This is a genomic window from Providencia rustigianii DSM 4541 (assembly GCF_000156395.1).
GTDB classification, from domain to species: Bacteria; Pseudomonadota; Gammaproteobacteria; order Enterobacterales; family Enterobacteriaceae; genus Providencia; species Providencia rustigianii.
Genome location: NZ_GG703818.1, coordinates 59,749 through 85,426, shown reverse-complemented (window position 1 = coordinate 85,426; position 25,678 = coordinate 59,749). Strand labels below are relative to the sequence as shown.

The 25,678-nt window shown below is 40.0% G+C and carries 25 protein-coding genes; 13 read left to right on the top strand and 12 right to left on the bottom strand.

The window, feature by feature from the left end:
* A complete protein-coding gene (mobA, locus tag PROVRUST_RS05480) occupies positions 1 to 588 on the bottom strand; it encodes a molybdenum cofactor guanylyltransferase MobA (protein ID WP_006813731.1) in 588 nt (195 codons plus the stop codon).
* A 214-nt stretch (positions 589 to 802) separates the two neighbouring features.
* Here mobA and PROVRUST_RS05475 point away from each other — a divergent pair, with 214 nt between their 5' ends.
* The 5 genes from PROVRUST_RS05475 to spfP all read left to right on the top strand — a co-directional run bounded on the left by PROVRUST_RS05475 (position 803) and on the right by spfP (position 6,447).
* Entirely contained in the window at positions 803 to 1,072 is a 270-nt protein-coding gene (locus tag PROVRUST_RS05475; protein ID WP_006813730.1) for a YihD family protein, read from the top strand.
* 6 nt (positions 1,073 to 1,078) lie between these two features.
* Positions 1,079 to 2,074, top strand: coding sequence for a serine/threonine protein kinase (locus PROVRUST_RS05470; RefSeq protein WP_006813729.1), 996 nt, complete (start codon positions 1,079 to 1,081; stop codon positions 2,072 to 2,074).
* A 33-nt stretch (positions 2,075 to 2,107) separates the two neighbouring features.
* Entirely contained in the window at positions 2,108 to 2,731 is a 624-nt protein-coding gene (gene dsbA, locus PROVRUST_RS05465) for a thiol:disulfide interchange protein DsbA (protein WP_006813728.1), read from the top strand.
* Between the two features lie 329 nt (positions 2,732 to 3,060).
* Positions 3,061 to 5,865 carry a DNA polymerase I gene (gene polA, locus PROVRUST_RS05460; RefSeq protein ID WP_006813726.1) on the top strand — a complete coding sequence of 935 codons (2,805 nt, stop codon included), beginning with the start codon at positions 3,061 to 3,063 and terminating at the stop codon, positions 5,863 to 5,865.
* Positions 5,866 to 6,399: 534 nt separating this feature from the next.
* The gene (gene spfP / locus PROVRUST_RS20780; protein ID WP_438361642.1) at positions 6,400 to 6,447 is read left to right on the top strand and encodes a small protein SpfP; all 48 of its coding nucleotides are present in this window, start codon (positions 6,400 to 6,402) and stop codon (positions 6,445 to 6,447) included.
* A gap of 115 nt (positions 6,448 to 6,562) precedes the next feature.
* Here the strand turns inward: spfP and yihA are convergent, their stop codons facing one another.
* Positions 6,563 to 7,177 carry a ribosome biogenesis GTP-binding protein YihA/YsxC gene (gene yihA / locus PROVRUST_RS05455; RefSeq protein ID WP_006813724.1) on the bottom strand — a complete coding sequence of 205 codons (615 nt, stop codon included), beginning with the start codon at positions 7,175 to 7,177 and terminating at the stop codon, positions 6,563 to 6,565.
* 270 nt (positions 7,178 to 7,447) lie between these two features.
* Between yihA and ppiA the strand changes: the two genes are divergently transcribed.
* The 3 genes from ppiA to argD all read left to right on the top strand — a co-directional run bounded on the left by ppiA (position 7,448) and on the right by argD (position 10,323).
* On the top strand, positions 7,448 to 8,020 hold the full coding sequence (gene ppiA, locus PROVRUST_RS05450; protein ID WP_006813723.1) for a peptidylprolyl isomerase A: 573 nt from the start codon (positions 7,448 to 7,450) through the stop codon (positions 8,018 to 8,020).
* A gap of 378 nt (positions 8,021 to 8,398) precedes the next feature.
* Positions 8,399 to 8,974, top strand: a complete 576-nt coding sequence (locus PROVRUST_RS05445) for an aminodeoxychorismate synthase component II (RefSeq protein ID WP_006813722.1) — start codon at positions 8,399 to 8,401, stop codon at positions 8,972 to 8,974.
* Positions 8,975 to 9,105: 131 nt separating this feature from the next.
* Positions 9,106 to 10,323: a bifunctional acetylornithine/succinyldiaminopimelate transaminase gene (argD, locus tag PROVRUST_RS05440; protein WP_006813721.1), complete on the top strand. Its 1,218-nt coding sequence runs from the start codon at positions 9,106 to 9,108 to the stop codon at positions 10,321 to 10,323.
* Positions 10,324 to 10,367: 44 nt separating this feature from the next.
* On the opposite strand, the gene PROVRUST_RS05435 is transcribed toward argD, so the two are convergent.
* The 3 genes from PROVRUST_RS05435 to crp all read right to left on the bottom strand — a co-directional run bounded on the left by PROVRUST_RS05435 (position 10,368) and on the right by crp (position 12,866).
* A complete protein-coding gene (locus PROVRUST_RS05435; protein WP_006813720.1) occupies positions 10,368 to 11,492 on the bottom strand; it encodes a hypothetical protein in 1,125 nt (374 codons plus the stop codon).
* Positions 11,493 to 11,886: 394 nt separating this feature from the next.
* Positions 11,887 to 12,036, bottom strand: coding sequence for a hypothetical protein (locus PROVRUST_RS19725; protein ID WP_006813719.1), 150 nt, complete (start codon positions 12,034 to 12,036; stop codon positions 11,887 to 11,889).
* Between the two features lie 197 nt (positions 12,037 to 12,233).
* Positions 12,234 to 12,866: a cAMP-activated global transcriptional regulator CRP gene (gene crp / locus PROVRUST_RS05430; protein ID WP_006813718.1), complete on the bottom strand. Its 633-nt coding sequence runs from the start codon at positions 12,864 to 12,866 to the stop codon at positions 12,234 to 12,236.
* A gap of 330 nt (positions 12,867 to 13,196) precedes the next feature.
* Here crp and PROVRUST_RS05425 point away from each other — a divergent pair, with 330 nt between their 5' ends.
* Positions 13,197 to 13,601: an OsmC family protein gene (locus PROVRUST_RS05425; protein WP_006813717.1), complete on the top strand. Its 405-nt coding sequence runs from the start codon at positions 13,197 to 13,199 to the stop codon at positions 13,599 to 13,601.
* Between the two features lie 77 nt (positions 13,602 to 13,678).
* Here PROVRUST_RS05425 and PROVRUST_RS05420 read toward each other — a convergent pair whose 3' ends face one another.
* The 3 genes from PROVRUST_RS05420 to PROVRUST_RS05410 are packed head-to-tail and all read right to left on the bottom strand — an operon-like array spanning position 13,679 to position 15,804.
* A complete protein-coding gene (locus PROVRUST_RS05420; RefSeq protein ID WP_006813716.1) occupies positions 13,679 to 14,545 on the bottom strand; it encodes a phosphoribulokinase in 867 nt (288 codons plus the stop codon).
* Between the two features lie 60 nt (positions 14,546 to 14,605).
* Positions 14,606 to 14,824 (bottom strand): YheU family protein, encoded by a 219-nt coding sequence (locus PROVRUST_RS05415; RefSeq protein WP_006659547.1) that lies wholly within the window; start codon positions 14,822 to 14,824, stop codon positions 14,606 to 14,608.
* Positions 14,821 to 15,804 (bottom strand): hydrolase, encoded by a 984-nt coding sequence (locus PROVRUST_RS05410; RefSeq protein ID WP_039854527.1) that lies wholly within the window; start codon positions 15,802 to 15,804, stop codon positions 14,821 to 14,823. Before PROVRUST_RS05410 ends, PROVRUST_RS05415 begins: the two co-directional genes overlap by 4 nt.
* A 102-nt stretch (positions 15,805 to 15,906) precedes the next feature.
* Here PROVRUST_RS05410 and PROVRUST_RS05405 point away from each other — a divergent pair, with 102 nt between their 5' ends.
* Positions 15,907 to 16,512, top strand: coding sequence for a LysE family translocator (locus PROVRUST_RS05405; protein WP_006813714.1), 606 nt, complete (start codon positions 15,907 to 15,909; stop codon positions 16,510 to 16,512).
* A 65-nt stretch (positions 16,513 to 16,577) separates the two neighbouring features.
* Here the strand turns inward: PROVRUST_RS05405 and murP are convergent, their stop codons facing one another.
* A complete protein-coding gene (gene murP, locus PROVRUST_RS05400) occupies positions 16,578 to 18,044 on the bottom strand; it encodes a PTS N-acetylmuramic acid transporter subunit IIBC (protein WP_006813713.1) in 1,467 nt (488 codons plus the stop codon).
* 27 nt (positions 18,045 to 18,071) lie between these two features.
* Positions 18,072 to 18,983 carry an N-acetylmuramic acid 6-phosphate etherase gene (murQ, locus tag PROVRUST_RS05395; protein ID WP_006813712.1) on the bottom strand — a complete coding sequence of 304 codons (912 nt, stop codon included), beginning with the start codon at positions 18,981 to 18,983 and terminating at the stop codon, positions 18,072 to 18,074.
* 249 nt (positions 18,984 to 19,232) lie between these two features.
* Here murQ and PROVRUST_RS05390 point away from each other — a divergent pair, with 249 nt between their 5' ends.
* The 3 genes from PROVRUST_RS05390 to adiA all read left to right on the top strand — a co-directional run bounded on the left by PROVRUST_RS05390 (position 19,233) and on the right by adiA (position 23,573).
* Positions 19,233 to 20,093, top strand: coding sequence for a MurR/RpiR family transcriptional regulator (locus PROVRUST_RS05390; RefSeq protein WP_006813711.1), 861 nt, complete (start codon positions 19,233 to 19,235; stop codon positions 20,091 to 20,093).
* Between the two features lie 307 nt (positions 20,094 to 20,400).
* Positions 20,401 to 21,204 carry a TauD/TfdA family dioxygenase gene (locus PROVRUST_RS05385; protein ID WP_231705399.1) on the top strand — a complete coding sequence of 268 codons (804 nt, stop codon included), beginning with the start codon at positions 20,401 to 20,403 and terminating at the stop codon, positions 21,202 to 21,204.
* A gap of 98 nt (positions 21,205 to 21,302) precedes the next feature.
* A complete protein-coding gene (adiA, locus tag PROVRUST_RS05380; protein ID WP_006813709.1) occupies positions 21,303 to 23,573 on the top strand; it encodes an arginine decarboxylase in 2,271 nt (756 codons plus the stop codon).
* A gap of 96 nt (positions 23,574 to 23,669) precedes the next feature.
* Here adiA and PROVRUST_RS05375 read toward each other — a convergent pair whose 3' ends face one another.
* Complete coding sequence (locus PROVRUST_RS05375) at positions 23,670 to 24,380, bottom strand: Lnb N-terminal periplasmic domain-containing protein (RefSeq protein WP_006813708.1); 711 nt, start codon at positions 24,378 to 24,380, stop codon at positions 23,670 to 23,672.
* Positions 24,381 to 24,395: 15 nt separating this feature from the next.
* On the bottom strand, positions 24,396 to 25,619 hold the full coding sequence (locus PROVRUST_RS05370; protein ID WP_006813707.1) for a hypothetical protein: 1,224 nt from the start codon (positions 25,617 to 25,619) through the stop codon (positions 24,396 to 24,398).
* Positions 25,620 to 25,678 lie beyond the last annotated feature (59 nt).

Below are 25,678 nucleotides of genomic sequence, written 5' to 3'. Positions count from 1 at the left end.
TTATTTTTGTTGCAGCTCCCAGTTTCGGCTATCTTCCGGTGTATTTAAATTGGCAAATGTTTCGGTTTCAGAGGTAAACATAATGCTCTTTGCATGCACTTCTCGCATAAATAGCATTAATTTGCGATCCCCGCGAGCGAGGTAATTATCCAGCGGTTTTTGTAGTGAGCGATGGATTAGGGCAAAGGTTGGGTGCTCCCGTTCACTATCACAGGCATAGCAAGCAAGATGCTCCCCTTTTTCGTGAAACATTTTTTCCGCTAAATTACGGGGAAACTCGGGGACGTCACACGGTACAAATAGCAGCCACTCAGTTTTTGCCTGATGTAATGCGGCTTGCATTCCCGCTAATGGACCCGAAAAATCTTCAGTAAGATCGCTAAAAACCGGTAATTGGCTTTGGCGATAACGTGCTTGGTTGCGATTGGCATTAATCATTAATTGCCCAACTTGAGGTTGCAGTCGTTCGGCAATATATTGATATAGCGGCTTACCGAGTAAAGGAACCAGCCCTTTATCCTGCCCGCCCATTCGCGTACCTTTGCCTCCTGCGAGGATCACACCTGTGATTAACTGACGAAATGGCATGTTCAATATCTCTGAAAATCTTAGCGAAAATGTTTCAACGAACTTAAAAAATTTATTAAGTATAGTAATTGCTAAAATTTATTCTATTTTCCTATAAAATCAATGAATATTAATACAAGAGATAGTTAAACTTTACTTAGATTGACAACAGTTCTCTTTTTCTCTTGTATGATTATTGGTAACTTGTATCGAATATTCGTGATAAGGAATAAACATGAAATGCCATCGCTTAAATGAAGTTATTGAGCTTCTGCATCCAGTATGGAAGGACAACTCAGATTTAAATTTAGTGCAATTATTGCAGAAACTGGCTGATGAGGCGGGTTTTACCGGCAGTTTATCTGAACTGACTGATGACGTATTAATTTATCATCTGAAAATGCGTGACGCCGATAGTAATGCGGTGATCCCGGGAATTCAAAAAGATTATGAAGATGATTTTAAAACCGCACTTTTACGCGCGCGTGGCATTATAAAAGACTAAATAAACATGGATGCAATTGAACAATCGAGTTTCCATTTTGGTGGGATCTCTCCTGATATGATCCTCGATGCCCTGATGGAAGCGGGGATCTATCCAGAGTCAGGCTTAACAGAGTTAAATAGTTACGAAAATCGGGTTTATCAGTTTCAGGATGAGAATCGCCAACGCTATGTGGTGAAGTTTTATCGTCCTGAACGTTGGAACCGTTCCCAAATCCAAGAAGAGCATGACTTTACTCTTGAGTTGAAAGAGGAAGGTTTAACCGTTGCTGCGCCATTAGAGTTTGCTGGGCAAACGGTACTTGAGTTTGGTGGATTTATGTTTGCAGTCTTTCCTAGCATTGGTGGGCGCCAATATGAAACAGACAACCTATTTCAGCTTGAAGGTGTCGGCCATCTATTGGGGCGAGTACACCAAATAGGTAAGCAGAGAAACTTTGCATTTCGTCCGACTATCGGTGTTGATGAGTATCTCGACCAGCCGAGAAAGATTCTGGCAGCAAGCCCATTAATCAAAGAGCGTGATAAAGAAAAATTTTTAAGCTCATTAGATGGTTTGATTGCGCAGGTTAAATCCCATTGGCCAGTAGAACAGTCATTCATTCGCCTACAGGGGGATTGCCATCCCGGTAATATTTTGTGGCGTGATGAAGCGTGGTTGGTTGATTTTGATGATGCACGCAATGGCCCTGCAATACAGGATTTATGGATGTTGCTGAATGGTCCTCGCCAAGAGCAAATTATCCAGCTCGATACTTTATTAGAATCGTATAACGAATTTTGTGATTTTGATGTACGTGAGTTGAAGCTGATTGAACCGCTACGAGCAATGCGAATGGTGCATTATTTGGGATGGATTACTCGCCGCTGGCAAGATCCTGCTTTTCCTAAAGCATTTCCGTGGCTACAAACAGCCGATTTTTGGCAACAGCAACACATTGAGTTTGCCGAGCAAACCAAACGGTTGCAGGATGCCCCTTTGCAGTTGAACCCGCAATATTAATATTTAAGACTTTGTTTTTGGAGAAAGTTGTCTATGAAAAGAATCATGTTGGCTTTAATGGGTATCGCCATGTCTTTTGGTGCAGCGGCAGCAAATTACACGGAAGGTAAAGAGTACACAGATGTAAAACCACCGGTACAAAACTTGCCACAGGTTGTGGAGTTTTTCTCTTTCTACTGCCCACACTGCTATCAGTTTGAAAGTGTGTATAAAGTGCCACAAACGGTAGAGAAAAACTTACCAGAAGGTGTAACGCAAGCACGTTATCACGTTGATTTTTTAGGGCCTTTAGGTGCTGATCTGACCCAAGCATGGGCGGTGGCAATGGTGCTAAAAATTGAAGATAAAGTGACGCCAATCTTGTTTGAAGGTATCCAGAAAAACCAATCAATCAATAGTGCCGCGGATATCCGTAATGCCTTTATCAAAGCTGGTGTTTCTGGTGAAGAATATGATGCAGCACTGAATAGCTTCGTCGTAAAATCGCTGGTAGCGAAACAACAAAATGCAGCACAAGACTTAAAACTGCGTGGTGTTCCAGCTCTGTTTGTTGATGGAAAATACCAAATTCGTAACAACGGTATTTCAGTCGATAATCCAGAAGATTATGCTAAAGAATACTCAAAAGTTGTGAACTTTTTAGTCAATAAAAAGTAGTGACCTAAGATAGCGGCACCTTGCCGCTATCTTTTTATTTACTGACTGTCCGTTATCAATATCCACAATTTGACCAGATCCCATTCTTTGCGATAAATCAATATCATATTCGCTAACTTATTGATTTTATTTTCTAGTTTTCTTATTGCAATTTTATTACTTGTTGAATCTGTTAGACAACCTAAAATTACCCACAAAGTTATCCACAGGATGTTCAGGTGGGTAACAGGTGGCAGATGAGTAGGAAATTGAATCTCAAGGTGTATCTAAAGCCACATTGTGGCATCCTATCTCCCATTCATTCCCGATAAACAAGATGATGACAGACTATGGCTCAAATTGCTGAAAATCCCCTTATTTTGGTAGATGGTTCTTCTTACCTTTACCGCGCTTATCATGCATTTCCTCCATTAACTAACAGTGCTGGCGAACCAACCGGTGCAATGTATGGTGTGCTTAATATGCTGCGTAGTTTAATCATGCAATATAGCCCAAGCCATGTCGCTGTTGTCTTTGATGCTAAAGGGAAAACATTCCGCGACGAGCTATTTGAAAGTTATAAGTCACACCGTCCGCCAATGCCTGACGACCTACGTGCACAAATTGCACCGTTACATGAAATGGTTGAAGCGATGGGATTACCCCTGCTGGTGGTACCTGGGGTTGAAGCTGATGATGTGATTGGAACGCTGGCACGCGAAGCGAGCAGTAAAGGGATGCCTGTGTTGATCAGTACAGGGGATAAGGATATGGCACAGCTCGTTGAGCCAAATATCACCCTGATCAACACCATGACCAATACCATTTTAGGTCCTGAAGAAGTTGAAGCAAAATACGGGGTTCCACCTAGCTTGATTATCGATTTCTTGGCGCTTATGGGGGATTCTTCAGACAACATTCCCGGTGTACCCGGTGTTGGTGAAAAGACTGCATTAGCGTTATTACAAGGGATTGGTAGCTTAGAAGCTATTTATAATGATTTAGAAGCGATCGCCCCATTAGGCTTTAGAGGCTCAAAAACCCTTGCACCAAAAATGGCTGAAAACCGCGAATTAGCGTTCTTATCGTACCAATTGGCGACAATTAAAACGGATGTTGAGTTAGAAAAGCCGTGTGAAGAATTAAAAGTGTCTGAGCTTGATGCAGATAAACTCCATCAGCTTTTTAGCCGCTATGAATTTAAACGCTGGTTAGTTGATGTTGAAAATGGCAGTTGGATGGATGCTAAAGGCGCAAAACCAAGTAAAGCAGCTGAAAGTTATCGCACCCCAGAAAATAAGCCCGCCGCAAAATCTAAACCGACTGCACCGACTTTAAGTGCCGAAAACTACCAAACTATTTTAGACAAAGCGGAGTTAGCACTGTGGGTGAAAAAGCTCAGTGAAGCTTCTCTGTTTGCGTTTGATACAGAAACCGATAGTTTAGATACCCAAGAAGCTCGCTTGGTGGGGATGTCATTCGCGATTGAAGCGGGGCATGCCGCTTATTTACCTATCGGTCATGATTATCTGGATGCGCCTGTTCAACTATCACTTGATGATGTTATCGCTGTGATGAAGCCAATTCTTGAGAACGAAAAGATTGGCAAAATTGGACAAAATCTTAAATACGATGCAGAAGTACTGGAAAATTACGGTATTGAACTGAAAGGCATTGCATTCGATACCATGTTGGAATCCTATGTGTTGAATAGTGTGGCGGGCATGGGACGTCATGATATGGATAGCCTAGCGGATCGTCATCTCAACCATAAAACAGTGAGTTTTGAGGAAATCGCAGGCAAAGGTAAAAAACAGCTGACATTCAACCAAATTCCATTAGAGCAAGCGGCTAATTACGCAGCTGAAGACGCAGATGTCACTTTATTACTGCACCAAGCGCTATTCCCTCAGCTTGAAGAAGAACCGAAATTAGCCCACGTATTCCAAAATATAGAAATGCCATTAGTGCCAGTATTGGTGCGAATGGAACGTAAAGGCGTCCTGATTGATGCACCAACGTTGGCGGCACAATCTAAGATCATTACGGCGCGTCTGGCTGAGCTGGAAAAACAGGCGTTTGAACTAGCGGGTGAAGAGTTTAATCTGGCATCCCCGAAACAGCTGCAAACTATTTTGTTTGAAAAGCTTCAATTGCCTGTTATCAAGAAAACACCAAGTGGTGCAGCTTCAACGAATGAAGAAGTGCTTGAAGAGCTGGCTCTCAATCATGAATTACCAAAGTTACTGTTGGAACATCGTAGTTTAGCCAAACTGAAATCTACTTATACTGATAAGTTACCGTTGATGATCAACCCAAAAACGGGGCGTGTGCATACTTCGTATCACCAAGCGGTCACTGCAACAGGTCGTTTATCTTCTCGTGATCCTAATCTGCAAAATATTCCAGTGCGTACGGAAGAAGGTCGCCGTATTCGCCAAGCCTTTATTGCTCGCAAGGGCTACAAAGTGATGGCAGCGGACTATTCACAGATTGAACTGCGTATTATGGCGCATCTTTCCCAAGATAAAGGCTTATTAACCGCCTTTGCAGAAGGGAAAGATATCCACAAAGCGACAGCGGCAGAAGTGTTTGGCGTACCGTTAGACCAAGTGACCAGCGACCAACGTCGTAGTGCAAAAGCGATTAACTTTGGTTTGATCTACGGAATGAGCGCATTCGGTTTAGCGCGTCAATTGGGGATCCCGCGTGGAGAAGCCCAGCGCTATATGGATCTCTATTTTGAACGCTACCCGGGTGTTCTGCGTTATATGGAAAATACCCGTTTGCAGGCATCAGAACAGGGGTATGTTGAGACCTTAGAAGGTCGACGACTCTATCTGGCAGATATCAAATCAAGTAACGGTATGCGTCGTAAAGCGGCTGAACGCGAAGCCATCAACGCACCAATGCAAGGGACAGCGGCAGATATCATCAAAAAAGCGATGATTGCAGTGGATCACTGGCTACAAACAGAAAAACCAGAAGCAGACATGCTAATGCAAGTGCACGATGAATTGGTGTTTGAAGTGAAAGAATCCGAACTAGAGAAGGTGCAGGCGAAAGTGCAAGAGTTGATGGAGCAGAGCATGAAGTTGGATGTTCCTCTAAAGGTGGAAGTTGGTGTTGGCATGAACTGGGATGAAGCCCATTAATCCGCAATACTCGTCATATTTCACGCTGTGGCTGTGTTGGTTTCACATAGCCACTTGGGTCACATACTTGTGTATGCTCCCCAAGCTGTCTTTGTTCACGGCCTTGCCACACATGAACTATTTAGAATATTGATTAGGTAAACAGCTTTAGAAGCAAAAACGAAAAATTAAGAGCTAAGCGAAGCAGAAAGATAATGTTAAGGCATCCCAAAGGTTGGCGACAATTTTTGGGGTGTTTTTTATGTTTGGCGTATTTTTTTAGTGGTATTTACGCAAAATTTGGCAGCGTTTTGTTCCCTTTAAATTGCAGATAATTCATGGTTAATACACTGAATTTTAAAAATATCGGCTAGATTTTGGGGGATATATTTATGCGATGCAGATCTCATAAATATGTAGTAAAAGTACATTTTTATGATTTTAACGGACGATTATGCGAGCTGAATCGTAGTAAGCTTTGAAAAAAAACTACAAAAAGTCTTTTTTTCGAGCGAAAAATAAAGTACATTATCAGGCGTAGGGTACAGAGGTAAGATGTTCTATCTTTCAGACCTTTTACTTCACGTAATCGGATTTAGCTGAATATTAGCTGCTCCAGTCAAAGTTTTTGACTGGAGCATTTTTTTTGCCTAAATTTTAGTGAATTTATTACAATGAGCCGTTGTACGCCAACATCGACGTACAAGATATAGGTAGGTTATTCCGCGGCAGTGCTGTACCAATTGTCTAATTTGATACGTAGCTTATCGATACCAATCTTTTTCGGCGCAGAGAAATATTCAACTTCAATATCACCGTTTAGCGGAGCCAATGCTTGGCGAACGTCCATCAACTGTTTCTTTCTGGCACCGGAAGCGAGCTTATCAGCCTTAGTGAGCAGCACGAGGACTGGAATGCTCATTGCAACAGACCATTCGACCATTTGCATATCAAGATCTTTCAGTGGATGACGAATATCCATCAATACCACTAATCCTTTGATACATTCCCTTTTTTGCAGATATTCACCGAGAGCTTGCTGCCATTTGCGCTTCATCTCTTCGGGAACTTCGGCATAACCGTAGCCTGGAAGGTCAACTAGGCGGATGCCTTCTTCAACTTCAAATAAGTTGATGAGCTGGGTTCTTCCTGGTGTTTTACTTGTACGCGCTAAGCTCTTTTGCTGCGTTAGTGCATTTAGTGCGCTTGATTTGCCGGCATTTGAACGGCCAGCAAAAGCAACCTCAATTCCAGTATCTTTCGGTAGATGACGGATATCGGGTGCACTGATGACAAATTTTGTCATGTGGTAGTTATGGTTTTTAATTGCCATTGGTGGTTCTCCCTGAGTAGCCTCAAAAGGCTGGGGGGATTATAGCGATTGAATAGCGGACAAACAACAAACTACGTCTATTTGAGGTGATATCTATTTTAGAACAACATTATTGGAGCTATTTTTTAGCAAAATGACACTATAATTAGGTATCTCTAGCGAAATGAAATGATTTGGCGTAAATAAAGGTAAATCTTTAGCAATCCACTGCGCTTCGCTCTAGAATTGGAACATTAATATGTTATTTGGTATTAACAAAAGGGACCTTGAATGTTGAAACGAATTTTTGTGCCATTATTGGCTATCTGTGCAATGAGCACGACCTCCCTCGCATTAGCGGCTGGTGAAACTTACGTTAAATTAGTGACTTCGGCTGGTGATATTGAATTAGAGCTAAATAGTAAAAAAGCACCCGTTAGTACCGAAAACTTTGTTCAATATGTTAATGAAGGTTATTACAATGGCACGACATTTCATCGTGTTATTCCGGGCTTTATGATCCAAGGCGGCGGTTTTAATAAAGAACTACAGCAAAAACAAACGCGCGCACCAATTAAAAATGAAGCTGATAATGGATTACGTAATTTGCGTGGAACCATTTCAATGGCTCGCAGCGCAAATAAAGATAGCGCAACCAGTCAATTTTTTATTAACGTCGCAGATAATGCATTCTTAGACCATGGCCAACGCGACTTTGGATATGCCGTATTTGGTAAAGTGGTAAAAGGAATGGATGTTGCAGATAAGATCTCTAAGGTGAAAACGGAGAACGTAGGCCCTTATCAAAATGTGCCTGTAGAACCTATTACAATTATTTCTGCGGAAGTGATTAAAAAACCTTAACTTTTGTTAGCGGGTGGGTAAGTTATTCAATATTGCCCACCTTATGTTTAATTTCTCTCTTCTGTATTTTCCTCAGTATTCATCCTCAATTCGCGATATAACTTACTAATATTCTTATTTTATTGTATTTAAAACAATTTTTTATACGCATTAATGTTGTTATGAGAATGTGAATATAATCCCATGATTTTTATATGGATTTTTCTAAATGAAAAGGGATTACTTGATTTAAATAGGCTATTTTCCTGACTAGGCTGTGCTATGATAGCCGCCCCTCATAAAAATGTATGGTTTTTGGGTGGTGTTCTGATTGCCAACCTCCATAAATTATGTATGAGAAATAATTTATAATGATAAAAATCAGTCGGATAGGCTACTATGCTTTTACTTATTGATAATTACGATTCATTTACTTACAACCTCTACCAATACTTTTGTGAACTCGGTGCGGAAGTGGTTGTGAAACGAAATGACGAAATTACCCTCGAAGAGATTGAACAACTGGCTCCTACACACTTGGTGATCTCACCAGGTCCTTGCACACCAGATGAAGCCGGAATTTCTCTTGAAGCGATAAAATATTTTGCTGGGAAGTTACCTATTCTAGGTATTTGCTTGGGACATCAAGCGATTGGACAAGCTTTTGGTGCGTCAGTGGTGAAAGCCCGTGAAGTGATGCACGGCAAAACGTCTTCAATTCACCATAATCACCAAGGGGTATTTAAGGGGCTTAATCGGCCACTGACGGTCACCCGCTATCATTCGTTAGTGATTGCTGCGGAAACTCTCCCTGCTTCCTTTGATGTCTCTGCATGGTCACTAAATAATGGTGATATTGACGAGATTATGGGAATTCGCCATAAAACCCTGCCTATTGAAGGCGTCCAATTCCATCCAGAAAGTATTTTGAGCGAGCAGGGGCATGAGCTACTGAATAATTTTCTCAAGTATTAATCTCTGGATTTAGCACTCTTTCAATTTAATTATGCATATTTGCCCCTTTGCTATTGCTCTTTTTTGATTTTTTATTCATATTTGATGCTTATATTTTCACTTAGGCATTAAGTAAAGAGCAGGTGAGGGGTATGACACAACATCAAGCGGTAAATCGGCAGACATTTGACCAAGTCATGTTGCCTATTTATTCTCCAGCAGAGTTTATTCCAGTTAAAGGTCAAGGTAGCCGTGTTTGGGATCAACAGGGCAAAGAATACATTGATTTTGCTGGTGGTATTGCCGTATTAGCATTGGGTCATTGTCACCCAAGTCTTGTTGCAGCGGTGCGTAAGCAAAGTGAAAAACTTTGGCATGTGAGCAATATTTTTACCAATGAAGAAGCACTCACACTGGCACAGAAGCTGATCAATGCAACGTTTGCCGATCGTGTTTTCTTTGTTAACTCAGGCGCGGAAGCGAACGAAGCGGCTTTTAAACTTGCTCGTCATTACGCCATTACCAAACATAGCCCGTATAAAACCAAAATTATTGCATTTAAGCAGGCTTTTCACGGACGTACATTTTTTACTGTCTCTGTGGGTGGTCAAGCCAAATATGCTGATGGTTTTGGTCCAAAACCTGCCGATATTATCCATGTTCCTTTTAATGATCTTGATGCGGTCAAAGCTGTCATTGATGAAAATACCTGCGCTGTGGTATTAGAACCTGTGCAAGGGGAAGGTGGTGTGACGGCTGCAACACCAGAATTTATGCAAGGTTTACGTCAACTGTGTGATGAAAATAAAGCATTGCTGGTATTTGATGAAGTCCAAAGTGGTATGGGGCGCACTGGCAAGCTATTCTCCTATATGCATTATGGTATTGCGCCGGATGTATTAACGACGGCAAAAGCACTCGGTGGTGGCTTCCCTATCAGTGCCATGATAACGACCAATGAGATTGCTCAAGCGATGGAAGTTGGGTCTCATGGTACGACGTATGGCGGTAATCCATTAGCGTGTGCGGTAGGAAATGCTGCATTTGATATCATCAATACCGATGAAGTGTTAGATGGCGTTGCAAAACGTCGCGAATTATTTGTTTCTCATTTGAATAAGCTCAATGATAAATATGGAATTTTTGCTGAAATTAGAGGCATGGGTCTATTAATTGGTGCGGAATTAGATGGGAAATTGCTCAACCGTGCGAAAGATATTTTGCAAGCTAGTGCGGATGAAGGCTTGATGATGTTAAGCGCTGGTTCCAACGTATTGCGTTTTACGCCATCTTTGATTATTTCTGAAGAAGAAATAAACAGTGGAATGGAAAAATTAGCGACAGCGATTGAAACATTATTAGCGAAGTGATCAGATAAACACTCAAAGAGGTAAAGCCTCTTTGAGTGTCAGTATTATTTTCGGGCTAGAATTCTATCTTTTATCATATCCATTTTTTGTTTTTTTACGCTAATATCCTCTCTCAAGCTATCTATTTTCTTTGAATTTCTTTCCATTTCTTGATGAATTTTCATTAGGAATGAGTCTTGAGCTCGTATGTTATCTGGCGTTCTTATTCTGTGTTTTTGTAATCGAGTATTGGAGTTGTTTTGTTCTTGGACAGATTTAAATGCATTGTGTAATTTTGTACTTTTACTGGGTGTGCGTTCAATCTTTATATTTTGATGATTTTGGGTATGTTCCGTTGATTTTATTGTTTTCCCTGATGTGTAAAGCTCAATTTTTTTCCCGTTAATTTTTTTTGTTCTGATTGTGTTGAAATCGGATTTGGAATTTTTCAACATCATGTCTTTATCATGAGTTTTATGATTAGAATATTGATTATCTACTGGATTTGTATTTTTTATTTGTCGTGGAATTTTACTTCCTTTAATTCTTTTTATTTCTTTAGGTAATTGAAAATTAATTATAATATTGAGTTTTTCAGCGTCACTAAGTTCAGGCTTTGTATAAAATACGGTAGGAGGAAATTCTGTGTTTTTAAGATTGAGCAGTGTGTGGTCAAGATCTGCTTTATCTAATGTTACTCTCACTCGCTCATCTAATGTAGCGATATGTTGTGAATTTTTAGTCGTTTTTTCTAATAAATTTTTACATCTATCAATGAGTACAGTAATTTTTTGAGGGGTATTATCTTTAGCGGTTTTTTTTACGTTTTTTTCATTCTTAACATAGGTATTTTCGAAGAGATGATCACTCTTCCCAAGCAACCGTTGTAAAGCCTCAATTTTTATATTGGTCTCTCTAATTACCGGGTGTAAGTTTTGATAAGTATTTTCTTTATTACAATCCCTCAGTTTTAGCTTGGTTGTTTTAATCGCTTCATCCCACATATTTTGGAATTTTTTATTTTCATTTAATGACTTCGTTCTATTATGAAAATCGATAACAGGAAATATTTTTGGAGATGAATTTGTTTCAATAACCTTATTCAGAAATAGATACTTTTTTTCAGATTGTAGAAATGTCGATGGGGTACTATTTCTAACATTCGGTGAATTTATGATTGTGCCTATCATGATTGCTTCTCCTAATTATTTATCTATTTCAATGCTATAGGAGTTTTAGATAGAATTGATATAAAAAATCGATTCCATTAAATAATTAGCTAATTGATAAAAAAAAGCCTAACAAATACGCGTTAGGCTAAAGGGGTGGCATATCGATTGTAGGATTGAGACGTGGCGAATAAATAAAATTAATTAGATAAGTTTTTAAAAAATGCAAAACTCTTATTAAAACCAATAAAATGCGTATCAATATTTTTGTTAAACGGAGTACCAAAAATAACTTTTGCTTTAGGTGTAAATGAGTGTTGTGTGGGTTGATTATTAGGAACTAAGCTTCCAATTTTGAGTGAAGATATAAAATGAGGTACACGAGTTTCTTTAGCTTGAGTAGTTGATTCTTTTACTAAAATTGGAAATTTTTTGGGGTCGAATTCGCTGATTGTAAGCGTTCAAAGAATGCCTGACGCTGTAAAAAAGTTTGGTTATTACCGCTCTTAGTTGTACCGGCATGGTAGATGTAGTTTGATGGTGTTAAATTATTAATCTGTTTCATAAATAAAATCCTAAATGATTGCTGGCTAATTATTCAGTATTTTATATATAAGGATTGTTAGACTAATATCAAAAAGCGCTGCTATTTTGAACAGAAAGTATATGATGGGCAATATTAGGAATGAAAAACAGCCATATATGAGATATATACAGCTGTTTATATAAAGCCCAGTAAATATTACTGGACCAAAATAAAAATTATCGAGTACCGTAAACGACGATCGTTTTACCATGTGCAGAGATCAAATTTTGATCTTCTAACATTTTTAAAATACGACCTACAGTTTCGCGTGAACACCCAACGATTTGACCAATTTCTTGACGAGTAATTTTGATCTGCATACCGTCTGGGTGAGTCATTGCATCAGGTTGTTTTGCTAAATTTAATAAGGTTTGAGCGATACGACCAGTCACATCAAGGAATGCCAAGTTACCGACTTTTTCTGATGTAGTTTGTAAGCGGCTTGCCATCTGCGCAGAAAGGCGCATCAGAATATCTGGATTAACCTGAATTAGCTGACGGAATTTCTTATAAGAAATTTCAGCGACTTCACAAGCAACTTTAGCTCGAACCCACGCAGTACGTTCTTGCCCTTCTTCAAATAACCCAAGTTCACCAATGAAGTCTCCCTGATTTAAGTAAGAGAGAATCATTTCTTTGCCTTCTTCATCTTTGATTAAAACAGCCACTGAACCTTTAACGATATAGTAAAGGGTTTCTGCTTTTTCACCCTGATGGATTAGAGTGCTCTTGGATGGATACTTATGAATATGGCAGTGTGACAAAAACCATTCAAGAGTAGGGTCTGTTTGTGGCTTGCCGAGAACCATTAGCGTTATCCTCTGTATGTTATTGCAACCCTTCAGAAAATTAAGGTGAAAGGCTGACTTTAAAATTTCTAGCTTGGCATACTAAGTTGCGTTAGTTACCCATAATTAATGCTCGTTATAGGTCAAAAGCAAGTTAATATCAATTGTATAATATAATCAATTGAATCGTTGAGTTTTGATCTTAATCCTATCAACTAAGCATTGTTTGTATCATATCCAATACAGAAAGTCTTCCCTGTATCGCTTCAGCCTAATAATGCTGATATAACATTATTCAGATATATGGAACAATGTAGCCTTTAATAACGACATTTTTCAAGGGGAACAAAAATGGAAGCACGCGTAAAGTGGGTTGAAGGGCTCTCTTTCTTAGGTGAATCAGCATCTGGGCATCAAATCATGATGGATGGTAATGCTGGAGATAAAGCACCTAGCCCAATGGAAATGGTCTTGATGGCAGCAGGTGGATGTAGCGCGATAGACGTGGTGTCTATTTTACAAAAAGGTCGCTACGATATTACCGACTGTGAAGTTAAACTCACATCCCAACGCCGTGATGAAGCCCCTCGTTATTTCACGCACATCAATTTGCACTTTATTGTTGTCGGTCGTGAATTAACCGAAAAAGTGGTTGAGCGAGCCGTACAACTTTCGGCTGAAAAATATTGCTCAGTCGCGATTATGTTAGAAAAAACAGTAAAAGTAACCCATAGCTTCGAAATTAAAAATATCTAATTACTTTTATGTTATTAGATACTTATCTTCAAAGAAGGTAAGTATCTATGTAAGTATTCATTTAATTTGATATGGCTTTATTCACTTCGCTGCTTAATTAGCTTTTCAACTAATGGCATCATAATGAGCTCCATTGCGAGCCCTAATTTTCCCCCAGGTACCACAATGGTATTCATCGCCGAGATAAATGAACCGTTAACCATCGAAAGCAAATAAGGAAAATCAATCTGTTCTAACCCTCTAAAGCGGATCACAATGAAACTTTCATCCTGTGATGGGATAGCTTTAGCGGAGAATGGGTTCGACGTATCGACGGTTGGAACGCGTTGGAAATTAATATGTGTGCGCGAAAATTGCGGAGTAATATAGTTAATATAATCACCCATAGAGCGCACTACGGAATCCATCACCGCTTCTCGGGAATGTCCTCTTTCCGTCGTATCGCGGATCATTTTTTGAATCCACTCTAAATTGACAATCGGGACAACACCGACCAGTAAATCTACATGTTTGGCAACATCATGCTCAGGTGTCACGACACCGCCATGTAAACCCTCATAAAATAATACATCGGATTTTTCTGGCAGAGACTCCCAAGGCGTAAAGGTTCCCGGTTGGAGACCATAAGGTACGGCTTCATCATAGGTATGCAGATATTTTCGAGATTGCCCCTGACCTGTTTTAGCGTAATCAATCAACGTTTGTTCTAGCAGAGCAAAATCATTCGCTTCGGAACCAAAATAACTAATATGGCGACCTTGTTCACGGGCTTTACGGATTGCCATATCCATTTCTGGGCGGGTATAACGATGAAAACTATCCCCTTCAAGGGTTGCAGGGCGAATATTTAGCTGGTGGAATATTTTACGAAAAGCTTGGCTAGTAGAGGTCGTTCCTGCGCCACTCGATCCGGTGACGGCAATGATAGGGTGTTTCTTCGACATAGTGGACTCCCTGTTTTACGCTCATGACCACTATTTCAATAAACAGCGAATGAAGCGGGATTACGGGCGAAACTGGTTATTAGGCATAAAATTTACGGATTCATGTAGCTCAGACCAGACTAGCACAATTTCCCCAGAAACTAACTGCCGTTTCACATCATTCACTTTGTCTTGTAAGCTTTTTTCATGAGTACCATAGTCGGTGCCTTCACGTAATACATAGCTTTCAATCAGATTTTCGAGGGTTTCAGGTGCTAAGTCTTTCCACGGAATAATCATGATTTGTTCTCATTTAAATAAGCCGTTAGCCATAATGGGATACGCGTTTCTAACCACATTTGAGGTTTACGGAAACTGCCCCCCACAAAACCAACGTGACCTCCATGTTCAGTCATTTGGTACTCAATATTGTGAGGCAATTGGCTGAGGTCAGGAACGACTTCAGGGGCCATAAAAGGGTCATCTTTGGCATGAATAATCAGCGTAGGCTTGGTGATATGTGACAGTTTTGGTAATGCACTGCATTTTTGATAATAGTCTGCCGCATCGTCAAACCCATGAATACGAGCCGTAATGACATCATCAAATTCTCGAATTCGTTTCAGTTGCTTTAGTTGCAAGAGATTCAGAGGAAGTGATCCTGGATAGCGAACTAATTTACGGCTTGCATTACGTTTTAAGCCATTAAGGAGATAGCGTTGGTACAACTGGGAAACCCCAGTTTCCATTTTCAGGGAGCAGGCTTCTAGCATTAAAGGTGCAGAGACAACGACACCCGCGTCCAAATCTGCGTTTTCACCTTGTTCTGCCAGATAGCATGCCAGCATATTACCACCAAGAGAATAGCCTACTGCGGCGGTTGGTACATCTCCCCATGTCTGCTTCAGCCAATGTAAAAAATAGCCTGCATCACTGGTTTCACCAGAGTGATAGATTCGTTTTTGGCGATTAGGCTCACCGCTGCAACCTCTAAAATGCATGATCACGCCGAGCCAACCCTGTTTTTGGGCACTCTCTAGCATCCCGTGAGCGTAGGGGCTTTTAAAATTTCCTTCCAATCCATGAAAAATAACTAAACGCGGCTTGGTGCTCGCGTGTTCAGGTTTTTCACTCCAAGCAAGATCAATAAAATCACCGTCGGGTAATTCTAATCTTTGCCATGTCGGGATTATTCTTGGGGTACGCCTAAATATCCTTGGCAGTAAGGTTTGGAGATGTGGGTTTTTAGCCCAGCTCATTGGACGGAAATTATCTGACATAGCCTTATATTTTATTTATTGGGGACTCTTGTGAGTCACATAACATACTGTTATTTTTTTGTGATGCAAGTAAACATATTTAGGTTGAGGTTTAAATTATAAATGACTCTGGGGCTAATTTTTTCACTATTTACGTTTTTATTCATTGCCGCCGTCACTCCAGGGCCTAACAATATGTTATTGACCTCATGTGCAGCTAACTATGGATTTCGTCGTAGCATAGGATTATTACTAGGAATAATGCTTGGTATGCAGTCTATTCTTTATCTGTCTGCATTCGGCATTGCGGCATTACTATTATTGTATCCAGCAATTCATATTGTACTGAAAGCTATCGGTAGCCTCTATTTATTATGGTTGGCATGGAAAACTACCATGGCAAATTATGAACCTTTAAAAACAGATAGCAAAGCACCAAAGAGTATCAATTGGTTTCAGGGGGGGTTATTACAGTTCTTGAATCCAAAAGCTTGGATGATGGGATTAGGGGCTGTAGGGAGCTTTAGCTTACCGGGAGAGCTATTTTCACAATCGATTATTGTGATGAGCATTGCTTTTGTGATTGTGAATTTTACAGCAGGTTTAATTTGGATGGGATTCGGCTCTTTGATCGGTTCATTCTTACGTAGCCGCCGTGCATGGTTTATTTTTAATCTCGTAATGGGCTTACTGACAGCCGCTTGTGTCCCCCTAATTTGGTTGGAATAAGCATTCAACGAATAAAAAAGAAAAAGGCACTGATAAAGTGCCTTTTTACTCAAAAATTAAATCTATTAATCCAAATCTACATTTTTACTACCAAACAGGTATGTAAAGATAAATCCGCAAAGATAAGCGACCAAGACTCCGCCTACATATACCGCCATTGCGGGTAATACGCCTTGGGCTGATGTCATTAATGGAATAGCAATTAATCCGGAAGGACCGAAAACGGTGTTCAAACCAACGGGTAATCCCATCCAAGCTACGGTACCGACAAAGAACCCACCGGCTGCACCACCGAGACATGCGGTTACAAATGGTTTTACTCTAGGTAATGTAACGCCATAAATCAGTGGCTCACCGATACCTAAGAAGCCCGGGAACAATGCTCCGCCAATCTGACTACGAGTCACAGATCCTTTTTTTGCTTTTACATACAGAGCCAAAGCCGCTCCAACTTGGCCTGCTCCCGCCATGGCAAGAATTGGGAATAATGAGTTAAAGCCTTGGGCTTCAACCAATGCCACGTACACAGGAATAAATCCTTGGTGTACCCCAAACATCACTGCGATTAAGAATAGACCGGCTAATATAGCTGTACCAATAGGATTTCCATTTAAATGCATGAATAGCCATGACATCCCATCAAATAACCAGACACCTATTGGCATGATGAAGATAAAGGTTGCGGCGCCCACGATAAGCAGTGTGATAGTTGAGGTTAAAATAATATCTAGGCTAGCCGGGATGACTTTACGTACTTGCTTTTCAACCCACGCCCCAAAGATACAGGCGATTAATATACCGATAATATTTCCGCGTGGATCAATGTACCAGCCAAAGAAATCCGTCATTCCGGAATAAAAGCCTTTGGTTGCAGCAGGATCGTAACCCAAAATAAATAGTGCAGCGATAATCGCTCCATTAACGCCACTTCCTCCAAATGCTTTTTGGGCGTTATAGCCGATTAATAATCCCATAAAGGTAAATAATCCTTTACCAAACACGCTCATATAAGCAATTAAACTTTTCAGTGAGTCAAGCTGGCTGGAATCTGCGGGGAATAAGTTTTGGTTAGCGGATAATAGTGCCAGCAGTGATGCAAGCCCCATCAGTAAACCCGCTCCGATAAAACCCGGGATTAGTGGTGTAAAGATGGTCGCGAATTTTGATAAAAAACGGTGAATGCCACTGGTTTGTTTCTTTTTCAACTGTTGTTTATTAGCGGAGGCGATATCCTTCAGATCCTGTGGTGCATTAGGTTGAATCTCATTTGCTTCGTCATTTTCTAGCATTTGTTTCATTAAATCAGCGGCAGCTTGCGCTTTCCCCGGTCCGAGAACAATTTGCAGTTGGTCATCACTTTCGAGGACGCCCAGCACACCTGCAATTTTTTTAATCGCCGCTTTATCTACATGTTGAACATCATTTAATGTAAGTCGTAAACGAGTCATACAGTTACCACACTGTTTGATGTTACGACCGCCACCCACCAGTTGCAGGATCTGCTGGATCATTTCATTATTTATTTTAGACATACTGTTTTTCTCATAAGTGTCCGTTGATTAGACAGACTTTGCGATGTTGAGGGCAGTGCGAATAAAGCCGTTATTGTTAGCGAGTAGTTGACGGGCTTCATCCGCATTTAAGCCTGATAAAATCATCAAAATTGCGGTCTTACAGTGTCTATCACATTGTTGCAATGCCAATTCTGCGGTGTTGCGATCACACTCAGTCGCTTCCATCACGATGCGAGTTTGGCGCTCAATTAATTTGGCGTTAGTCGCTTCAACATCGACCATTAAATTGCCAAAAACTTTACCGATACGGATCATGGCGCCCGTTGTAATCATATTGAGGATCAGTTTTTGGGCAGTACCCGCTTTCATTCGTGAGGAGCCCGTAACAACTTCAGGACCAACTACTGGCGTGATGGCGATATCAGCGGCTTGAGATACTGGGCTGTCAGGATTACAGCTAATGGATGCCGTGGTTGCACCGACAGAATATGCATACTTCAGTGCACCAAGTACGTAAGGCGTTCGCCCACTTGCTGCTATACCAACGAGAATATCTTTTGAATTGAAATGAATATCTTTTAAATCTTGCTCGCCAAGATCTGGCTTGTCTTCGGCATTTTCTACCGCCCGAAAAATGGCTTGATGACCACCCGCAATTAAGCCAATCACTTGTTCATGTGGCGTTCCGTAAGTCGGTGGGCATTCACTGGCATCAAGGATCCCTAAACGACCAGATGTTCCGGCACCAGAATAAATTAAGCGACCACCATTAAGGAAAGCTTCGGCAACTTTATCAACTAATTGAGCTATTTGTGGTAAGGTTTTTTCCACCGCTACAGGCACTTTTTTATCTTCATCATTGATGACTTTCAGCATCTCAATAGTGGACAGTTGGTCAATATCCATGCTCGCAGTATTACGGCTTTCCGTTACCATCTTGCTTAAATCAATTGTCATAAAAATTGCTCCGAAATTTTATCATGGCAGTATGCTATGGAATTTTTTATTCCTACGATGTGATGAATGTCACGGAGTTATCTATTCTAGCTTGCCAATATATAGGAATAATTTTGTTAATTGTCCCTTTAATAATCTAATTTATTATTGAATTTAAAGGAATAATCTCTTGGCATGATATTTCTATTGTTGGAATAATTTATTTGTAAATGGTCAATAATTTACGGATATCTCTTTTCTGAGGGCGCTATGAATTTACTCGATACGATGACCTGTTTATTACCTCGGCTTGCTGAGAACCAACAGAAAATTGCACAATTTATCTTAGAGAATCCACAAAAAGTACTGAAATTGTCTTCTCAGCAGTTAGCGGAACAGCTTGGTATCAGCCAATCTGCCATTGTGAAATTTAGCCAAAAATTGGGTGTAAAGGGGTATCCTGCGCTGAAATTGGCATTGAGTGAAATCATTGGGCGTCAACAGCAGGAGCATGTTAGCCCACATATGGCGTTACATAATCGGATTGCTCAAACCGATAGCTTGATGGTGGTGGCGCAAAAATTAGCATTGGAAAAAAATAACTCAATTACAGAAACGACAAAACGTATTGATTTTAATCAGTTTGAAAAAATTGTTGAGATCCTTGATAGCGCCCAGCGTGTACAGATTGTTGGTATCGGCGGTTCAGGCTTAACGGCGAAAGATCTTAGCTATAAATTGCAAAAAATAGGCATTACGACGCTGGTGGAACCTGATCATCATGTGCAAATTGCGGCTGCACTTACGCTTACCCCCAAAGATGTTCAAATTGTAATTTCCTTTTCAGGGAAGCGAAAAGATATGCTAACGGCTGCTAACATTGGTCATAATAATGGTGCTTGCGTGATTGCGATTACGCGCTCTAAAGATTCCCCTTTGGCACAGTTATCTGATTACGTATTAGAAAGTATGGCGGAAGAGAATGAATGGCGCAGTTCTTCCATCTCTTCAAGGACGGCGCAAAATACCCTAACCGATTTATTGTTTATGGCGTTACTACAAAAACGTGAAGACAAAGCCAAGGCTCTGGTGATGAATGCAAAGGTCATGATCAATCAATTGGATGAGTAAAATTTTAATATAAATAATGATATGTTTAATTAAAAAATGCAGGTATTCATAATTTAAATAACGGTATTAGAATACATTTTTATTTTTTAAATTTGGTATTTTTGCTTTAATAAATGAAGTTAAATAATATTCAATTTAATTAAATTGATATTATTTGTTAATCCTTAAATTACAATTGATGTTGTGTGGTTATATTTTTCCGGTAAATATATTCTTCTCAAATGTTATCTTAATATCCATTGTGAGGAATATCATGAACGCGACGATAAAATGGCAACCAATGATGTCAACGGGATTTGGTGCGAAGATGTCTGCCAATGATTTTATGCAAGCAGACACAAATAACATTAAGAATTTATTAATGCGACAAGGTTTTTTAGTCATCAATAAGCTTAAATTTGATGTGCTGGCGTTTCGGGATATGTATACCCAGTTTGGTTCAATCGTTGAGAGAGTTGAACAACATACAGAAGCGGAGCCTGAATGCCGAGATGTGATGCAACTGGATGGTAAAAAAGACCGATTATTAACTGGTCGTAATCAGCTTCCTTTTCATGCGGATGGTGGCGTATTGTTATCACCAGTCGATCAGATATTTTTGTATGCTAATGAAATTAAAAATATGAAATTTCATGGTGCAACAATCATTTGTGATCAAGTTTTAGCATTAAAAGAAGCCCCTCCTCATTTAATTAAAATACTCAAACATGAAACCTTTCAAGTTCGAGCGTTGGATCGTGGTTGTAATATTGATATTTCAGTGGATGGGTGGTTCGATATGGAACAGGAAGGATGGTGCAATTATCCTGTTTTTACCGATTTGGGATGGATAGAGCAGATGCTGATTTATTTCCCTTTTAATGACGGTCAACAAGCTAATTGGGAATCACGTATTGTCGGATTTTCTAAAGAGGAAACGAAAAAATTCTTTGCTGAATTAGCCGAATTTATAAAACAGCCTCGTTATTCTTATAAACACTATTGGGAAAATGGTGATTTGCTTATTATGGATAACCGGCGAGTGCTCCATGAACGAGAAGAATTTGAGGATGATAAAATTATTCGCCACCTCTATCGTGGGCAAACAACGGATTATTCATTATCTGAATAGATAATACATTCATTAACTCTCAATTTTGCAATAATGCCTAATCTGAGTTAAGAATAGAGTAATGATTTTTTTATTTACTATTTGAAAGGGTATTATTGATGAGAGCGCTCATTGTTTATACTGAGTTAACTGATGAAGATTCCGTGATTAGCCATGCAGTCGCTAGGCTTGCAAGTGAATTAAACGATGAGCATGTGGAAACGGTCATTATTCGTGATTTTGAAGATGGTTTGGCATATATTCGCTCAAACTCCAGTATTGATTGCCTGCTCTATGGACGGGATATGTCCGATAAAGAAGAGCAGGCGCAAGCCCATCGGCTAATCACGCAATTGCATCGTCGCCAAGAGGATGTCCCCGTTTTCCTATTAAGCGATCGTGAAGAAGCCCTTGTCGCCTTTGATAGAAAAATGATGGAGCAAGTGGATGAATTTGCGTGGATCCTTGAAGACTCTGCTGACTTTATCGCAGGGCGAGTACTGGCTGCGATAATCCGTTACCGAGCTCAATTACTACCTCCTCTGATGAAAAGCTTGATTAAATACAGTGATGTGCATGAACATTCATGGGCTGCACCGGGACATCAAGGGGGCGTGGGTTTTACTAAGACGCCTGCGGGGCGTATCTATCATGATTTCTTTGGTGAAAATCTGTTTCGTACTGACATCGGTATCGAACGAGTCGCAGTAGGTTCGCTTTTGGATCATACTGGCGCATTTGGTGAGTGCGAGAAAAATGCCGCGCGTATTTTTGGTGCCGACCAGTCCTATTCTGTGGTGGTAGGAACCTCTGGCTCGAACCGAACCATTATGCAGGCGTGTATGACCGATGATGATGTGGTGGTGATTGACCGTAATTGCCATAAATCTATCGAGCAAGGATTGATTTTAACAGGGGCAAAACCTGTTTATATGGTCCCAAGTCGTAACCGTTATGGGATTATCGGCCCAATTTACCCAACTGAAATGTCTCCAGAGGCGATTCAAAGAAAAGTGGCAAGTAACCCATTAACAAAAGATAAAGTAGGCAAAAAACCTGCTTATAGTGTAGTGACCAACTGTACCTATGATGGGGTGTGCTACAACGCGCGTAAGGTTCAAGATTTACTGGATAAATCCCTCGATCGTATTCATTTTGATGAAGCTTGGTATGGCTACGCACGTTTTAACCCTATTTATCGTGACCATTTTGCGATGCGTGATGAGGAACGAAAAGCAGATGACCCCACTATCTTTGCTACTCACTCAACACATAAATTACTTAATGCCCTCTCCCAAGCCTCATTTATTCACATCAGAAATGGGCGTAATGCCATAGATTTTAATCGCTTTAATCAGGCTTATCATATGCATGCGACCACATCGCCGTTATATGCGATTTGTGCATCAAATGATATTGCTGCCGATATGATGGACGGTAACAGTGGTCGTTCTTTAACCGATGAAGTGATCCGCGAAGCCATCGACTTCCGCCAATCTTTGGGGTATCTGTATAAAGAATTCCAAAATGATGGCGAGTGGTTTTTCAAACCGTGGAATCAGGAGACAGTAAAAGACCCTGCAACAGGCGAAGTTTATCCCTTTGAATTTGCGCCGGTTCCTTTGCTGATGAAAGAACAGAGTTGCTGGGTGATGAATCCTGAAGATACATGGCATGGTTTCAAAAATATTCCTGCTGATTGGGCGATGCTAGATCCGATTAAAGTGAGTATTTTGGCTCCAGGCATGGGAGATGATGGTAAATTACAAGATTCTGGTGTTCCTGCTGCATTGGTGACGGCGTGGCTCAATCATTATGGTATCGTCCCAACAAGAACGACAGATTTTCAAATTATGTTCCTGTTTTCTATGGGAATTACCAAAGGTAAATGGGGAACGCTGGTGAATGCGTTACTCTCCTTTAAGCGCCATTACGACACCAATACGCAATTGAAAAAAGTGCTTCCGGAAGTGGTGGAGGTTGCTCCTGAGATTTATGGAGATATGGGACTTCGTGATCTTGGGGATAAAATGTTTGCCTATTTACAGCGCAATAATCCGGGAAGCCAGTTGAACCAAGCCTACTCTGAATTACCGCAAGTGATGATGAGCCCACGAGATGCCTACCAAGAGATTGTCGCTAACCGCGTGGAAGCCGTTCCTCTCGATAAGTTAGCGGGACGTATCGCTGCTAACTCGATTATTCCTTACCCACCGGGTATTCCAATGTTGTTATCGGGTGAAAGTTTTGGGGAAACCCATAGTCCTCACATCGGTTATTTACGTAGTTTGCAGGCATGGGATAGCGAGTTCCCAGGTTTTGAACATGAAACCGAAGGCACAGAAAAAATTGATGGGAAATATCATGTGATGTGCGTGAAGGGTCAATAAATTTATATCGTTAGATAAATAATTTTAAGTAAAAATAGAGTCCCATATGGAAATATAGGGCTCTATTTTTTTGCGTACTTGATTTATATGTAGAATCTAATTTCTTATTTTTTTTGAAAACTCATTATCGATTAATTCAATAATCGGAATTTGCTGCTTATTAATAAACTGTTCTTTTTCAATAAATCCCAGCTGAATGCAATATTTAAACGCATATCCGCTAGCTAATAATTTCCAGTTAAATTTAAATTCTGGGTAAGTTTTCTTGGCGATTTTATAGATACTTGTTGTGCAGTTATTCCACATGGAATGATATCGTTCATCCGTATCTTTGAGCTCATTGACTTTATGCATATAGTTTAAAAATAATAACGTGACTAGCTCGTGATCTAGGTTTAAAGGATAGATATAAACCTGCTCATTACGCAAATTGACTCTTGTACCAATCAAATCTTGTTCATCCGCCACGACATAAATAATGTCATAGTGATAGAAAAATCCTTTCCAAACAGAAAATTCTTGATGTGATTTTCGCCGTGTTTCAATGGAGAAAGAAACATATTCTCCATTGGCAAAACCAAAACTAAGAAAAACATGGGCGATCACTTTTCCTGTCCAATGGGACTGTACTAAATCCACACTGCGCAAATCGGAAAGATTGTAGCTCTTTGTATTCCAAATATATTTATTTTCATCTAAAAACTGAAAGGACCTAAAATTGTGGATCGTTATTTCAGCGGTATCACTGTTAAGCTCCATATGAGGTTTATAGCGATATTCCGTTCTCCAATCATCTTTTGGATTCATAGACTGACCGTAAAGTTACATTTTTAATAGTACAGACATCGCTCGGGAATAATCTAAAACAATCCCTGGAGTCCATGTCATGATACTTGCATGTTTTCTTAGCTGGGACATAACCCATAATTCAGGGCTAAATAGCAGCTTCAGGAGGAGCATAAATCCGCCACGCTTCTCAGTAAAGTAACCCTCGGTGCTTTTTATTAATGCAAGAGAGACCACAGTTGAGCAATTTCGGTTAGTGAGATTGTAAGTGGTATCTTTGCGATATTCATTCCAAAATTCGTCTAACTTTTCTTTGCTTACACCGTCGATTGGGATTGTGAAATTAGAGGGTGGTGCAATTTTCATTTCGTCGTTATAACTGATTTGGAAAACGCCAGAATCGTTATTTTCTTCAGTCGATTTTAAAATTTTCAAGAATTGAGAGGTATCGCGTTCAATATCTTTTTCTGGGTAATGGCTAATATAAACCTCATCAAGTTCAAAGGCGACGTGGCCTGTACTGATCACCCCTAATGAATTGCGAGAGACAATGTAGCGTTGAATAAGTTTAAAAAAGAGTGGTAATTGCCCTGTGGTTGTCCAAACATGCAAAACCGCTTTTTCTCTATTTTTATTATTAGTCTCATTCTCTTCATTAGCCTCATTTTCATTTGATTTTAGGCTATCAATATCCGCTAACTGACTACTTGTGACGAAGTAATAAACAAAAAATGAATCAAGGGAATAAATTAAAATCAGAGTCCCAACATCCCAATATATTTGACGAGACGAGTAATCAAAGGACCATGGAATAAAATTCCACAGTCCTATCATGAATTCAAGAACGGAAACAGCGAACATCAGTTTCCAGCGTTTAAACTTAAGCACGACGCTGTTTGACATCTTCCAAACAGAGCTCACCATCAAATATAAGCCGGTAATAAAACCGGATAATACCGTTTCCCATGCATGAATTTTAGAAAATAAAACGACATAGACCATAAACAGTAAAACGAGTCCGCGGCTGATCCTTAGCCCTCTAGCCGCTCCAGTACAATAGGCTGCACAAAAAAATGAGCGGATAGCTTCTAATAAGATAGGAATACAGAGGAGGATAATAAATTCATAGGGATCGGCGAAAAAAGGTAATAAAAAAAAGCAGATGCCAATTAAAGCACCAAATAATGTTATTGAGAGAATAGCCCAAAAATATCGCTTAGCCGTTTCTCTTCCGTAAAGCATTGTTATTATATAGATCATAGAATACCAGCCATGAAATAATATCAAAATAAGAATAGTTAAATTCTCACTTGGATGAT